The following is a 13597-nucleotide window of genomic DNA, read 5'->3' on the forward strand; positions in this document are numbered from 1 at the left end:
TGATCTTTTATGTCGCAGCCGAAGCCGGCGCCGATTCGGGGAGGCCGGACGAGTGGTGCTGCCGCCGAAATGTGCAATTGGGGCTGAAATCGCGGCAAACCCTGCCTATTCGGCTGCATAGAAACTGGTCAGAAATTGTTCACTGCGGCGGTTGTGGCAAAGGGGCAGGAAAACCTTCCAAATCAGTTGCCAGGGCTTGAAGGTCCGGAGTCGATGGTCTTAAGAATTCGTAAACCAATGTTTTTATTGAAGATTATTAGGCCGGTATACTGCGGCGAGGGGAAAATTGCCCCTGCGGCGTCGTGGCGCAAATGTCACAAGACCGCCAAAAACCAGGTCGCCTGCTTTGATAGCAATTTACCTGCAAAGCGGAATCCGTATAACCAAGAGTAGAACTCTCTCAAGGGAGGGGCTGTCGCAGCTGCGCAGTCTGCACTGGGGGATTTAGCTTTTAGCAAGTCCGGCCTGAGAGTTTGGATGGGACTTTATTTTTAGGGAAGGTGGAGATGGATATGTTTGGGGGACTGAAAAGAACATCCAGCCGCATCACCATCGCAACCGCGCTGGGGTTGACCCTCGGCGTGTATGCCATGCACGCAAGCCCGGCCAAAGCCGCGGATTTCGGCGGCGATTGTTGCGCTGATCTGGAAGAGCGGGTGGCTGAGCTTGAGGCGACGACGGTCCGTAAAGGCAATAAGAAAGTTTCCGTCACGATCTCCGGTTGGGTCGTCAAGACCATTAACGTCTGGGACGATGGCGATGTCTCGAACTTCGTTGTCGGCGATAAAGACGCTGACTTGGCCAGCCGTTTCGCGATCACGGGTGAAGCACAGATTTCTCCCGGCTGGTCGGCTGGTTACAATCTGACGGTCACGGCTCCGGCCGACGTGTTCGGCATCGGGTCGAACCAGATCGTCGACGATGTCAATGGCGGCATCAACACGCTGTACTCCTACATGTATATCAAGAGCGATAAGTGGGGTACTTTGAACTGGGGTACGCTGAGCCCCGCCACCGATAACGTGGCGGTTCTGGCCGACGCCTCGGGCACCGTCATCGAATCGAATGCGGTGTTCTTCGAGGGCGCAGGCTTCTTCCTGCGCAACAATGCGGGCCTCTCCAACCTGACTTGGGGCAGCTTCCTGCAGTGCGCCACGCTCAGCGGTGCCGGTATCGGTGCTGACTGTAACGGTGCGCCGTATGATGCCGTTCGCTACGACTCGCCCACCATCGCGGGCTTCCATCTGGAAGCTTCGTTCGGTGAGGACGACAAGGGCGACATCGCCGTCTTCTACGCCGGCGATTGGGGCAACATCCAGGTCAATGCCGCTTACGGTTATACCCACACGACGCCGTCGCAGGTCGGTTTTGCGCCGAACGCCGATGCCAACCTGCATCAGGCCGGTGCGACCATCATGCACGTTCCTTCGGGTATCGGCCTGTATGGCTTGTACCAGTACGAAGAGATGAGCATCTCCGGTCCGATCACCGACTCCAACGTGTGGTACCTGAAGCCCTTCGTGAAGACCGATTGGACCCCGCTGGGTGCCACGACCTTCTACGGCGAGTATGGCAACTACGAAGACCAGGCCTTCAGCCTCGGCAATGCCAATCTCTGCACGGCGGCCAACCCCTGTAACCTGACCGGTTCCGAGGTCGACCGCTGGGGCGCCGGTGTGGTGCAAGAGATCGACGCCGCTGCGATGCATGTCTTCGCTCGCTGGCAGCACCAGTCGATCGATCTGGACACCACGGGTCCTGCGGCTACGCCGAGCTTCGACGACTGGGATCTGTACCAGGTTGGTGGCGTGATCTTCTTCTAGATCGAACCACCAAGCAGACGACTTAAACGGAAGCCGCCCTTCGGGGCGGCTTCTTTTTTGTCTGCACGGGATTGCAGGGGGTTGCGGCTTCGACGGCCCGCAGCCGAAGCCGGCCCGGCATCGCCGAACCGGTTCATTAACATCAGCTTACAAAGCCGCTCGCAGGCTTGTGCGGGGTCCGGTCCAGGTCTATTCCTGAGACGGGGTTGGAAACGAAGAGCACAGGACGGGCTGCCGATTGATGCGGTCCCGCGAAGGCCTATGCAGAAGGATCTGACGCATGGGGAGCCGGTGAAACAGCCGGTGCTCCTGGTCGAAGGCGTCTCCTATTACTACGGCGAGAAGCAAGCGCTCGACGATGTCAGCTTCAAGGTCTATCCGGGCCGAGTGACGGCGCTGCTGGGGCCTAACGGCGCCGGCAAGACCACACTGTTTTCGCTGATCACCCGGCTGTTCGACGCGCCAACGGGAAATATCGAAATCGACGGACTGTCGCCATCAAAGGTGGGCAGCCGGGCGCTCGGTCCGCTCGGCGTGGTGTTTCAACAGCCGACCCTCGATCTCGATCTGACGGTGCGGCAGAACTTGCGCTATTTCGCATCGCTCCGCGGCCTGAAGCGCAAAGAGGCGGATGAGCGCATGGCCCGGGCGCTGGATGCGCTGGATATGAAAGAGCGGATCGGCGAGAAGGTGCGCTCGTTAAATGGCGGCCACCGGCGCCGGGTGGAGATCGCCCGGGCGATCCTGCACGATCCGAGCCTGCTGCTGCTCGACGAGCCGACCATCGGTCTGGACAATCCGACCCGCATGGCCATCGTCGCGCATATCCATAACCTGGCGCGGGAGAGCAATATCGGCGTGCTCTGGGCCACCCATCTGTTCGACGAGATCGAGCCGGAGGACGACCTTCTGGTGCTGAACCGCGGCCGTATCGTCGCCCGCGGGCTGGCCAAGGCGGTGGTGGCGGAGACCGGCGCCAAGGATCTTGGGGATGCCTTCAAGCGTCTCACCGACACGGCGGAAGAGGGGGTGGCGGCATGAGCGCGATTCATCTCGCCCGCGCCTTTAATGGCATCGTTTCGCGGGAGATGTTCCGCTTCCTGCAGCAGCGGGAGCGCTTCCTGGCCGCGCTGGTCCGGCCGCTGATCTGGCTGGTGGTGTTCGCCGCCGGCTTCAGGGCTGCGCTCGGCGTCAATATCCAGCCGCCCTACGAGACCTACATCACCTATCAGGTCTATATCACGCCGGGCCTCTTGGCGATGATCCAGCTGTTCAACGGCATGCAAAGCTCGCTCTCCATGGTCTACGACCGGGAGATGGGCTCGATGCGGGTGCTGCTCACCACGCCGCTGCCGCGCTGGTTCCTGCTCTTCTCGCGGCTGTTCGGTAGCGTCATCGTCTCGCTGTTCCAGGTCTATGCCTTCTTGGGCGTCGCCTATCTGTTCGGCGTGGAGATGCCGCCGATCGGCTATCTCACGGTGATGCCGGCGCTGATCCTGGCCGGCATGATGTTCGGTGCGCTGGGCATGCTGATTTCCTCCACCATCAAGCAGCTGGAGAACTTCGCCGGGGTGATGAACTTTGTGATCTTCCCGATGTTCTTCGCCTCCTCGGCGCTCTATCCGCTGTGGAAGATGAAGGAGGGGTCGGAGATCCTGTATGAGATCTGCATCTGGAACCCGTTCACCTATGCGGTCGAGCTGATCCGCTTTGCGCTCTATGCGCAGGTGAATTGGCAGGCGCTCGGCATCGTCGCCGGCTGCGCCCTGGTGTTCCTGGCGCTGTCGGTCTGGGCCTACGATCCCTCGCGCGGCATCCAGCAGCGCAAGGCGGGGGCAGGCGCCGCGGCGTAAGCGGGCCACTGCCAAGAGGCTACGGCCGCGCCGGATGCGCGGCTAGAGCCCGGCGAAGTTCTCCGGATAGCGCTGCAAGAGCTCGGCATAGATCGCCTCGATGGCGGCCGGGTCACGTTCGGCTTGCGGCGTGTCGATGGAAATGATCTCCACCACACGGGTCGGGCGCGGTGCGAGCAGCACAAGCTTGTCGGCCAGCATCACCGCCTCGCGCGGATTATGGGTGACCATCACCGCGGTGGTCGGCCGTGCCGACCAGACCTCCAGCAGCAGACGGCGCAGCCGGTCGGCGGTGGGCTCGTCGAGCGAGACGAAGGGCTCGTCGAGCAGCAGCAAGTCGGGCCGGGTGGCGAAGGCGCGGGCTAGTGCGGCGCGGCGGGCCAAGCCGAGCGAAAGCTCGCCCGGATAGACGGTCAGCTTGTCGGCGATGTTCAGCGCCTCGGCAAGCTGCAGCAGATCCTCGTCGGTGAAGCCGGGATCGGCGACCAGCTCGATATTGCGCCTTACGGTGCGCCAGGGCAGCAGGCGCGGCTCCTGGAACATGAAGCCGATGCGGGCTTCCTCGGGCATGTCGAGCGAACCGGAGAAATCGTGATCGAGCCCGGCCAGGATGCGCAAGAAGGTGGTCTTGCCGCAGCCTGACGGGCCCATGAGCACGGTCATGCTCTCAGGCTCGATCTCAAGCCGGAAATCGCGAATGGCCAAGACCTCGGCACCGTCGGCGCCGCGATAGATCTTGGAAGCGATATCGATTTCAAACCGGCCGGTTACGCCAACGGGTCGTGTATCGTTCAAAGGGCTGCACCAAGAAAAATTCGATTGCGAGCATGACGGTGATGAAGGCCAGCGTGTAGCCGAGGATCGCCGTCACATTGAAAAGCTGAAAATTCAGATGGAGCTCGAAGCCGACGCCGTTCGGCCGGCCCAAAAGCTCGACCACCAGCACGATCTTCCAGATCAGGGAAAGCCCGGTGCGCGAGGCGGCCGCGATATAGGGCTGGAGCTGCGGCAGCACCACATGGCGCAGCCGCTCCATCGGCGGCATGCGGTAGGCGCGGGCCATCTCGTCCAGCCCCGGATCGAGGGCGCGGGCGCCTTCGCGCAAGGTGACGATGACATTGGGGATCTTGTTCAGGGCAACGGCGCCGATGGCGGCGGCCTCGGTCAGCCCGAACCAGACATAGGCCAGAATGATGATCACCAGCGCCGGCAGGTTGAGCAGCACGATGAGCCAGGGGTCGAACAGGCGGTTCAGCTTCGGCGATTGGCCGAGGATAATGCCGATGACGCAGCCGATCACCATGGCGACGACGAAGGAGGCGGCGACGCGCCATAGCGTGATGCCCAGCTCCGACAGCAGCGGGCCGTGGATCGCTTCGTCGACGGTGTACTCGACCACCTCAACGGGGCCGGGGAGAAGCCGGCTATCGGCTACCGCCGCGGCGACATACCAGATGCCGACGAACACCAGGAACGAGATCAGCGAGGCCGCCCAGGCCCGGCGGGACCCGGACTTTGCGTCCCGGTTCGGCTGGGCGATCATGACCGTCACGCCCCGTTCCCCGTCCAGAAGGTGCCCGGCGCCAGCTCCTGGCTCGGCCCGACCAGGCGTTCGCCGCCGAATTCGCGCAAGAAGTGATACAGCACCTTGGCGTCGGCCTCGTTCTGGGCTGTGGAGCGCTCCGGGATGCCCTCGCGGTAGCGGCGGCGTAGCGCCTCGAAAGTGGCTTCGTTCTCCGCCTTCATCAGCGGTTTCAGCCGTTCCCAGGCCGCATCGTCGGTGGCCAGGATTTCATTGGCCTTCTCGGCGGCGCGCAGGAAGCCGCCGATGGCGTCCGGATTATCCTTGGCCCAGGTCTCGCTGAACACGAAGCCGACCATGGAGACCTCGCCCTTGGCGCCAAGCTCCTTGACCACATCCTCGATGCCGATGAGCTGGGTAAAGCCCTTGGCCTCGAGCCGGGAGGCATAGGGCCAATAGTTCAACACCGCGTCGATCTCGCCCTGCTGCGCCTTCTCGGACAGAAGCGGCGGGGCGCCGAACACCTGGCGGGTGTCGGTGCGAAGGTCGATGCCGGCGGTGCGCAAGGCATAGGCCACTGTGAGCAGCCAGCTCTTGTCCAGCGGCCCGCCAGCGATGCCCAGGGTCTTGCCCTTCAGATCGCCCAGCGTCTTGATGTCGGAATCGGGGGGCACCATGATCGCGCCGAGCGCGGTGGTGAAAGGCGAGAAGGTGAAGTCGGAGCCGCCGGCACGCTCGCGCGAGACCCATAGCCAGTCGGTGGCGATGATGTCGACGGAGCCGCCCTGCAAGCCCACTGCGGTCGCCTGATTGCTGGCCAGGGGCAGCACGTCGAGCTTGATGCCTTCGGCCTTGTCCAGCCCGTAATGCTGCATGGTGTCGAGCAGCCAGCTGATGGTGCCGAATTTCAGGACGCCGATAGAGAGATCCTCCTCGGCGGCCGCAGGCGCCGCGGCGAGGCCGGCGCTAAGGGAAATCACGAGGGCGAAAAGAAGGTTTCGCAACGGTCACTCCTTCGACGAGGTTGCGGATTGGGCGGCGCTTTTTTCGGCTTCGGGCTTTTCGCTCGGCGCTTTCAGCCGGTAGCCGTGGCCGCGGACGGTTTCCAGCAGAGGTTCGCGCTCTTCGGTATCGATCTTGCGACGGAGCCGGGCGATATAGACGTCGACCACATTGGTGAGCGGATCTTCGCTATAGCCCCAGACCTGATTGAGGATGCGGGTGCGGGAGAAGACCCGGCCCGGGGCGCTCATCAACAGCTCCAGAATGGCGAGCTCCTTGGCGGTGAGCTTGATGGTCTCGCCGCCGCGGGTGACCTCCAGCGCGTCGCGGTCGAGCGCCAGATCGGCCACTTGCAGCACGTTGGAGTTGGGCGCGAAATGATGCGAGCGGCGGACCAGCGCTTCCATACGGGCCAGCAGCTCGTCGAAATCGAAGGGCTTGGGCAGATAGTCGTCGGCGCCGATCTTCAGCCCCTTGATCTTGTCCTCCAGCGTGTCCATCGCCGTCAGCATCAGGATCGGGGTGTGGATGCCTTCGGCACGCAGGCGTTGGCAGACATCGTAGCCATGCATATCCGGCAGCATCAGATCGAGCACGATGACGTCGAACTCGCCGGTGCGGGCAAGCTCAACGCCTTCGCCGCCGGCCGATGCGACGGTGACGCCATGATTTTCCGCCCGCAAGCCCCGATCGATGAAGTCGGCGACCCGCGGTTCATCCTCCACTAGAAGCACGTTCACGATGCCCTCTCCGCTTTTTCGGCGGGCAAGGTGATGGTGACGGTGGAGCCTTTGCCAAGACGGCTCTTCATTTCGATCCTCCCCTTGTGAGCCTCGACGATGGCTTTGGCCAACGGCAAGCCGAGACCCATGCCTTCTTCGTTATGCTGCATGGCGTTTCCTCCCCGACGAAAGCGCTCGAAAATGCTTTCCAGCTCGTCGGGTGCGATACCGATACCGTCATCGGCAACGCGTATGGTCAGGGTCTGCCCCTTCTTGGTGAGCTCGACCTTCACGGTCCCGCGCGGCTTCGAATAGCGGATGGCGTTATCCAGCAGAACGCCGAAAAGCTGCCTGAGCCGCGCCGGGTCCCCATGGACATAAGCCTCTTTGGCCTTGTTCTCAAAGGTTACGGTAACGGTCTTCGACTTGGCGATGACCTCGACATCGCCGCAGACCCGCTCCAGCAGTTCGCCCAGATCGAGATTCTGCAAATTGATCTTGGCGGCGCCGGCACCCTGGCGGGCGATGAACAGAAGGTCGTTGACCAGCACCGAAAGGTGCTTGGCCTGTTCGACGATGCGGTCGATGGAGTGCTTGTACTCGGCGATGCGCTTGTTCTTGCCGCGCAGCGCGATCTCGCCTTCGCCGCGGATGATGGTGAGCGGGGTGCGCAGCTCATGGCTGATATCGGCGAAGAAGCCGCGGCGGGTCTCGTCGATATGGCGCAAGGATTCGTTGGCGCGGCGCAGCTCTTCGGTGCGCTCGGCGACCATGGTCTCCAGATTGGCCTGGGCGGATTCCAGCGCCTTTTGATGGGCCTGCAGATCGGCTGCCATCTGATTGAAGCTCTGGCCGAGATCGGCGAACTCGTCGCGGCCGCGAATGGCGATGCGGTGGGAGAGGTCGCCCTCGGCCAGCGAGCGGGTGCCGCGCAACAGCTCGGCCAGCGGCGTGCGCAAGCCATGCAGCAGCAGCGCCACAAGCGCCAAGGTGGCGACGATGGCGATGGCGGCGTGGATCTGGCTGATCTGCTCCAGCCGGTTCAGCAGACGGGCGGCATCGGCGTCGATCTGATTCACCTCGGCGGTCTCGTCGGCGACGGCCTGTTCCACCAGCTCGTTGAGCTTCTGGTCGATGCCGCCTTTCAGGAGATCGATCAGCCGCTGCCAGGCGATGTCGGGGCGGCCGCGGCTTCGAAGCTGCTCGACCTCAGCGAGCTGATCGAGGGTGTGCTGGAATTCTTTCTTGATGGCGTTGAGCCGGGTGATCTCCTCTGCCTCGGTGTCGTATTCGGCCTCGCCGACCAGCTGCAGCTCGTGCTCGCTCTGCTGTTCCAGCTTGTCCAGATCGGCTTCGATCACCTTTTCCAGGTAGGCCGCGCCGAAGGGGCGCTGCGAGGTGCCGGTCAGCAGCGTATCGGTCCAGGCCTTGAACAGCTGGCGGCTGTGGCGCGAGAGCTGAAGCTGGGTCTCCAGCTCCTCATGGGCAATGCGCGAACGGGTGAGATAGTCGTGGGACTTGGCGACCCCCCAATAGGCGAGACCTGCTGCAGAAAGAGACATGGTGAGCAATAACCCCGCCGTGATCACCAGCTTGGTCTGGTAACGCATTCCCAATCTCACGTTTCAGGATCCGGCGCTGGCTGCGGCGAACCCTTGCGGCCGGCCGAGGGCGGATTCGGACCCGACTTCCCCCTCAACCAGACAATCCTCTCCCTCTCTATACCGCATGTTCCCGGCTTTGCCCCGTGCTGCACCCGCTGTCGTAATTGGATTTTCATCTGGGTTTCATCTCCGTTTCATCTTCGGAGCGGTTTGCGGCATCGGAGAAGGGCTTCTGTGGCACCGAGGCCACCGGTTTCTCTATCCTCCCGAGCGCATTGCCAATTTATCCCGTTCATTATTGGAGATGTGGCAATCGACTGATATGACAGTCCGGTTACGGCGGCGTGCCGCCGGTTCCGAGATCGATGCTGCTTTGGGGGGACAGCTTGCGATTCGGCCGACGAGTAATGCGTAGGAGACGTGTGTCCGGTCGGATCGTTGTTCGGCCTATGTTGCCGCGTCTGGTGTTTGTGGTGCCGGCGCTGTTGGCGGGATCGCTGATTTGCGCACCGGCGCACGCCGAATTCGAAATCCCGCAAGTTAATGTCGACGCCAACACGATCGAGGCGGAGTATCGCGGTGCGGCCCATAGCGGCGTGCCGGAGGCTGAGCCGGGCGAGGAGAAGCCGCTTCGCCAAAGCCATGAGCTGGAATTTCAACTGGCCCCCACCGATTGGTGGATGTACCGCCTGACGCCCGGTCTGACGCAAGTCTCCGGTGGGGATCTGGAATTCCGCGATCTCAGCATCGAGACGCAATTCGTGCTGCACCGGCGCCCCGGGGACGGTTACGGCCTCGCTTTCATGTTCGGCTATATCAGCCATTTCCAAAGCGCGCGCGAGGAGCCCGACGAGTTCGAATACGGGCCGATCTTCGAATATGCGTCCGGGCCCTGGCTGCTCACCCTCAATCCGATGCTGAATCTGGAGCGGGGTAATTTCGCCAAGGACGGCACCGGCTTCGAATATGCCAGCCAGCTGGAATACCGCTTCGCCGAGCATTGGTCGATCGCGGCGCTGGCCTTCGGCGAGATCGAGGAGCTGGCCCATTCCGGCCCGCTGGACGACCAAACCCATCAGGCCGGCCCCACCCTCTACTACCTGATCGGCGAGAGCGAGGAAGAGCTCTACGAGCCGGAGCTGGAGGGGCCGGGACGGAAGACCGCCTGGCGTATCGGGCTGGGGCTTCTATTCGGCCTGACGCCGGCAACCACCGATCTCTCAGTGAAAGCGATGGCGGCCCTTGAGTACTGAGCGGCATAGGCTTCTGCTCCTCGGAGCTTCGCTCGCTGCGCTCGGCGCTTTGGCTTCGCCGGCGCTTGCCGAGTTCGAGGTGCAGGAATCGACCATCGATGCGGGCGAGATCCAGCTGCAATATCGCGGCGCGACCCATCATGGGCTGGCGGAGACCGACGATCCCGACGACGATCTACCGCTGGATCAGAGCCAGGAATTCGAGCTGCAGATGAGCCCGACCAGCCATTGGCTGCTGGCGTTCACGCAAGGCTACACCCAGCCGGATGGCGAGACGTTCGACATCAATGCCATCGAGTTCGAGACCCAGGTGGAGATCGTCACGCTGGAGGGAGACGGGTTCGGCTTCGCCATGCAGGGCGGCATCGAGCAGCCGGTTGGCAATGGCCGGGGCGATCCCGGCGACCTGCATTTCGGGCCGATCTTCGAATACGGCAAGGGCGACTTTCTGCTCACCAACGACATCTTGTTCTTCAAGGAAAAATGGGGGCCGAGCGAGCAGCAGGGGCTCGGGCTCGAATACAGCCTGCAAGCCGCCTATAGCGTCAGCGATCGTCTGGTGCTGGCACTGGAAGCCTTCGGCGAGGTGGACGATCTCGCCGCGACGGGGCCCTTCGGCGCGCAGGAGCATTATGTCGGACCCGCCTTCTATTACACCTGGGGCAATGACGACGATTTCCTGATCGAGGCGGGCGAGGGTGACTTCCCGGAGAAATACGACGAGTTCACGGTCAGCTTCGGGGTGCTGTTCGGCCTGACCGAGGCGAGTTCCGACGTCGCCGCCAAGGTTTTCGTCGGCTACGAGTTCAACTAGCCTGGTTTGGCTGAGCTAATTTTTTGCGATGCTAAATCGGTACGGGATCTTCATCGTGAAACTGTCTTGCGACAGCTCGCTGGGAATAGCCGGATAGGGGGCGGCTTGCCGGACGGATGCCAACGCGGCGTCATCGAGAGCTGCATGACCCGAACTTTTGATGACCTTGGAGGAAAGCAGCTCGCCGGACCCATCGATGGTAAATTCAACAATCACGTAGCCGACGCTCTTGGAGCGTAGCTGCGGTTTAAAGTTCTCGATATGCTTGCGTAGAGAGCCGATGAAAGCTTTCCGTGCCGAGGTGCTCCCGCCGCCGCTCTGCGCCGCACCACGCATCGTAGCCACTTGGTCGGGACGGTAATCCATGGTGATTTCCTGGGTGGGCTGAGGTTCGACCTCCTTCACCTCAGGCTGGATTTCCAGCTCTTGCTGCGGTCCCTCGTCGGATTCAATCACTTCGGCGTCTTCGACGGTCTCTGCTTCTTGCGCTTGCTCTGGCGTGACTTCCGTCGTCTCGGCAGGTTTGACCTCTTGAACTTCATCGGATGGAACTTCGGCGAGTCGCTGGCGCTGGGGGAGAATTTCCTGAGCCGTCATCGCGTCGCTTCCGAGACTAGCGAGATTCTGGATGGCGGGGCTCTGCTGCACCACCACCATCAGATCCTCGCCGGAGCCCTTCTGCAGAGCCAAGCCGCCGGAGCTGTCGAGCAAGAACAGCGCGAGCGCGGCGTGAACCGCGATGGAGAGGAGCCATGTGAAAAGGCGGATCATCGTGTCGGCCCGTTCTCGAGCAAGGGGGCGGGGTTACTCGCCGCCATGCTTGGGCTGGGAAAGCAGCGAGACGCGGCCATAGCCGCTCTTGCCCACGAGCCCGAGGATATCCATCACCTTGCCGTAGACGGCGCTCTTATCGGCGCGCACATAGACCACGGTGTCGCCCTCCTGGGCGCGGATCGCCTGCAGGCGCGGGATGAGCTGCGCTTCGGTCACCTGATCTTCCCGGATATAGAGCCCGCCATCGGCGGTGAGGGAAACGATCATCGGCTTTTGCGGATTGCTCACGCGGGTGGCGGAGGTGGACGGCAATTCGACGGGCACGCCGGCCATCATCAACGGCGCGGCGACCATGAAGATCACCAACAAGACCAGCATCACGTCCACCATGGGCGTGATGTTGATCTCGGCCATGGGCTGATAGCCGCCCTCATCGGCCTCGCCACCGCCATTGCCCACGAACATCGCCATTACTCGGCAGCCTTTCGGACGGCGACATGGCCGCGCGGGAAGCGCCGGGCGATCTCCATGATGGAGCTATTGGCGGTCTTGGAGGCGCGGCCGAGCGAGACCGCGATCATGTTGTAGGCGATCACCGCCGGGATGGCCGCGGCAAGACCCAGCGCGGTGGCGATCAGCGCTTCGGCGATGCCGGGCGCGACGACCGCAAGGCTGGTGTCCTTCTGCTGGGCGATGGCGGTGAAGGCGTTGACGATGCCCCAGACCGTGCCGAACAGGCCGATGAACGGTGCCGCCGAGCCGGTGGTGGCGAGAAACGGCAGGCCGGTCTCGATGGCCTGCAGGTCCAGGCGCAGGGCCGACTTCATGGCGCGCTCCAGACGGGCGCGATATTCGGACAGGGATTCGTTGGGCGCCTCGACCTCGCGCTCCGCTTCCGCCGCGGCGAGCACATCGCCCACCAGGCCGGGCGCGTTTTGCGGGATGATGTCGGCCTTGGCGACCTTATCCAGCTTGCGGATGGCGCGGCCCAGAACGAACAAACGGACGATCTTCTCGAAGATGATGGCCCAACAGGCGATCGAGGCAACGAGAAGCAGGATCATGACGCCTTTGACGACCGGATCTGCGGCCATCACCAGGCCCCAGACGGAAAAATCAGGCGTAGCGGCTATTGTCTCCACGGTGGTGCCCCTACTTGCTGAGCTGCGCTTCAGTGCGCGATGAAAGGGTAAGCTTCGAGAAGCAGTCGTCAATCGGTCCGGACGACGTGCGGCATTCCAGGATGTCGTTGACCAGGAAGCTGCCGATATCGGTGCAGCTGCTTCCGGCGATGTCGAACAGCTTCACCTGCTGCTTGTTGGGCCGGACCGGTCCGAGCTGAATGGCGAAGCGGTGGCCGATGATGCCGTCGGTGCGGAACTCGATCAAATCCAATTTGAGACTCTCGTAGCGGCTGTCGGCCTTATTGGTGATGACCATATAGGCCCGGCAGTTCGGGCCGGCCGGCTCGAGCTTGTTCAACTCCAAAGCCAGGCTTCCGGGTTCCGGGCTGCCGGATTGCGGCGTGGCCGGCGCATCGGTCTTCGTCTCTGCGGCCGGCTCCGGCGTGTCCTGTGCCAGGGCGGGGACGGGCTGGATCAGCGCCGCCGCGGCGAGCCATGCCGCGGCGAGGAAGGCTGCGAAACCGACGCCATAGAAGTCGCTAACGCCGCGATGTCTGGAAGGACGGCGACACATGCGCCGCGGCCGGCAGAGCGCTTCGCGGCTATTGGCGAGACTTTCCACAAACATTGAACCACACACCCGCAAAATCTTTCGCCCGCACGCGACCCGCCGTTTACCATCGGGCAACCTTGCTATACGCGCTTTGGCAAAGCTTCACACGCCGAAACGGCAATTTTCTCCGCGGCCACCGCGCCAAAATTTCGGCGGGCCGCTCGTATGTTGGATGCGGCAAATCACCCGAGATAATAGGCCGCGGCAATGGGTAGCGGGAGTTGTTGGGTGAATCAACTGCCTTGCGGCCCTTGCGTTAAGGGCGAAACCGCATCTCGCGGCGGCGGGTCGAGGGCAAGACTTGCTTCTTTAAAGCGCTGAAAAGTTGGGAAAGATCGGGACTGTTGGCAATTGAAATGCCAGGTTTTCCCGACCATCGTAGGATAGCGTTAATAGTCCCTTCATGTTCTATTCATTTCGGGACTGCGAAGATTCGTAGCAACGCGATACGCCAGTTGGGGGGCGATCGGGGGCATTAAGATTAGGGGATGAG

Annotated in this window: 14 protein-coding genes; 5 read left to right on the top strand and 9 right to left on the bottom strand. The window is 62.5% G+C overall.

The genetic code is table 11. The features are described 5' to 3' along the window. Window positions 1–506 precede the first annotated feature (506 nt). From HT051_RS04210 to HT051_RS04220, 3 genes are all read left to right on the top strand, one after another. Window positions 507–1823 carry a porin gene (locus HT051_RS04210; RefSeq protein WP_174540872.1) on the top strand — a complete coding sequence of 439 codons (1317 nt, stop codon included), beginning with the start codon at window positions 507–509 and terminating at the stop codon, window positions 1821–1823. Window positions 1824–2084: 261 nt separating this feature from the next. Then, the gene (locus HT051_RS04215) at window positions 2085–2864 is read left to right on the top strand and encodes an ABC transporter ATP-binding protein (protein ID WP_174540873.1); all 780 of its coding nucleotides are present in this window, start codon (window positions 2085–2087) and stop codon (window positions 2862–2864) included. Next, window positions 2861–3676 carry an ABC transporter permease gene (locus HT051_RS04220; protein ID WP_174540874.1) on the top strand — a complete coding sequence of 272 codons (816 nt, stop codon included), beginning with the start codon at window positions 2861–2863 and terminating at the stop codon, window positions 3674–3676. The genes HT051_RS04215 and HT051_RS04220 overlap by 4 nt, the downstream gene beginning before the upstream one ends. A 42-nt stretch (window positions 3677–3718) precedes the next feature. Here the strand turns inward: HT051_RS04220 and HT051_RS04225 are convergent, their stop codons facing one another. The 5 genes from HT051_RS04225 to HT051_RS04245 are packed head-to-tail and all read right to left on the bottom strand — an operon-like array spanning window position 3719 to window position 8532. Further along, entirely contained in the window at window positions 3719–4471 is a 753-nt protein-coding gene (locus HT051_RS04225; protein ID WP_174540875.1) for an ABC transporter ATP-binding protein, read from the bottom strand. After that, window positions 4431–5219 (bottom strand): ABC transporter permease, encoded by a 789-nt coding sequence (locus tag HT051_RS04230; RefSeq protein WP_174542859.1) that lies wholly within the window; start codon window positions 5217–5219, stop codon window positions 4431–4433. The genes HT051_RS04225 and HT051_RS04230 overlap by 41 nt, the downstream gene beginning before the upstream one ends. A gap of 5 nt (window positions 5220–5224) precedes the next feature. Then, entirely contained in the window at window positions 5225–6202 is a 978-nt protein-coding gene (locus HT051_RS04235) for an ABC transporter substrate-binding protein (protein WP_174540876.1), read from the bottom strand. A 3-nt stretch (window positions 6203–6205) separates the two neighbouring features. After that, complete coding sequence (locus tag HT051_RS04240) at window positions 6206–6940, bottom strand: response regulator transcription factor (protein ID WP_174540877.1); 735 nt, start codon at window positions 6938–6940, stop codon at window positions 6206–6208. Beyond that, window positions 6937–8532: a HAMP domain-containing sensor histidine kinase gene (locus tag HT051_RS04245; protein ID WP_174540878.1), complete on the bottom strand. Its 1596-nt coding sequence runs from the start codon at window positions 8530–8532 to the stop codon at window positions 6937–6939. The genes HT051_RS04240 and HT051_RS04245 overlap by 4 nt, the downstream gene beginning before the upstream one ends. A gap of 443 nt (window positions 8533–8975) precedes the next feature. Here HT051_RS04245 and HT051_RS04250 point away from each other — a divergent pair, with 443 nt between their 5' ends. Together HT051_RS04250 and HT051_RS04255 are read left to right on the top strand one after the other, a co-directional pair. Beyond that, complete coding sequence (locus tag HT051_RS04250) at window positions 8976–9779, top strand: hypothetical protein (RefSeq protein WP_174540879.1); 804 nt, start codon at window positions 8976–8978, stop codon at window positions 9777–9779. Continuing rightward, window positions 9769–10593: a hypothetical protein gene (locus HT051_RS04255; RefSeq protein ID WP_174540880.1), complete on the top strand. Its 825-nt coding sequence runs from the start codon at window positions 9769–9771 to the stop codon at window positions 10591–10593. Before HT051_RS04250 ends, HT051_RS04255 begins: the two co-directional genes overlap by 11 nt. A 15-nt stretch (window positions 10594–10608) precedes the next feature. Here the strand turns inward: HT051_RS04255 and HT051_RS04260 are convergent, their stop codons facing one another. Genes HT051_RS04260 through HT051_RS15110 form a run of 4 tightly spaced genes read right to left on the bottom strand, consistent with a single transcriptional unit; the run spans window position 10609 to window position 13119 of the window. Next, complete coding sequence (locus HT051_RS04260) at window positions 10609–11364, bottom strand: energy transducer TonB (RefSeq protein WP_174540881.1); 756 nt, start codon at window positions 11362–11364, stop codon at window positions 10609–10611. A gap of 33 nt (window positions 11365–11397) precedes the next feature. Further along, a complete protein-coding gene (locus tag HT051_RS04265; protein WP_174540882.1) occupies window positions 11398–11838 on the bottom strand; it encodes a biopolymer transporter ExbD in 441 nt (146 codons plus the stop codon). Beyond that, window positions 11838–12461, bottom strand: a complete 624-nt coding sequence (locus HT051_RS04270) for a MotA/TolQ/ExbB proton channel family protein (protein ID WP_174540883.1) — start codon at window positions 12459–12461, stop codon at window positions 11838–11840. The genes HT051_RS04265 and HT051_RS04270 overlap by 1 nt, the downstream gene beginning before the upstream one ends. Before the next feature lie 58 nt (window positions 12462–12519). Further along, window positions 12520–13119: a hypothetical protein gene (locus HT051_RS15110; RefSeq protein ID WP_246810173.1), complete on the bottom strand. Its 600-nt coding sequence runs from the start codon at window positions 13117–13119 to the stop codon at window positions 12520–12522. Between the last annotated feature and the right edge of the window lie 478 nt (window positions 13120–13597).

The organism is Methyloligella sp. GL2 (assembly GCF_013341275.1).
Taxonomy (GTDB): Bacteria; Pseudomonadota; Alphaproteobacteria; order Rhizobiales; family Methyloligellaceae; genus Methyloligella.

Coding starts and splice junctions, on each gene's coding strand:
- HT051_RS04210 (WP_174540872.1), top strand. CDS start 507: ATGGATATGTTTGGGGGACTGAAAAGAACATCCAGCCGCATCACCATC.
- HT051_RS04215 (WP_174540873.1), top strand. CDS start 2,085: ATGCAGAAGGATCTGACGCATGGGGAGCCGGTGAAACAGCCGGTGCTC.
- HT051_RS04220 (WP_174540874.1), top strand. CDS start 2,861: ATGAGCGCGATTCATCTCGCCCGCGCCTTTAATGGCATCGTTTCGCGG.
- HT051_RS04230 (WP_174542859.1), bottom strand. CDS start 5,219: ATGATCGCCCAGCCGAACCGGGACGCAAAGTCCGGGTCCCGCCGGGCC.
- HT051_RS04245 (WP_174540878.1), bottom strand. CDS start 8,532: ATGCGTTACCAGACCAAGCTGGTGATCACGGCGGGGTTATTGCTCACC.
- HT051_RS04250 (WP_174540879.1), top strand. CDS start 8,976: ATGTTGCCGCGTCTGGTGTTTGTGGTGCCGGCGCTGTTGGCGGGATCG.
- HT051_RS04260 (WP_174540881.1), bottom strand. CDS start 11,364: ATGATCCGCCTTTTCACATGGCTCCTCTCCATCGCGGTTCACGCCGCG.
- HT051_RS04265 (WP_174540882.1), bottom strand. CDS start 11,838: ATGGCGATGTTCGTGGGCAATGGCGGTGGCGAGGCCGATGAGGGCGGC.
- HT051_RS04270 (WP_174540883.1), bottom strand. CDS start 12,461: ATGGCCGCAGATCCGGTCGTCAAAGGCGTCATGATCCTGCTTCTCGTT.
- HT051_RS15110 (WP_246810173.1), bottom strand. CDS start 13,119: ATGTTTGTGGAAAGTCTCGCCAATAGCCGCGAAGCGCTCTGCCGGCCG.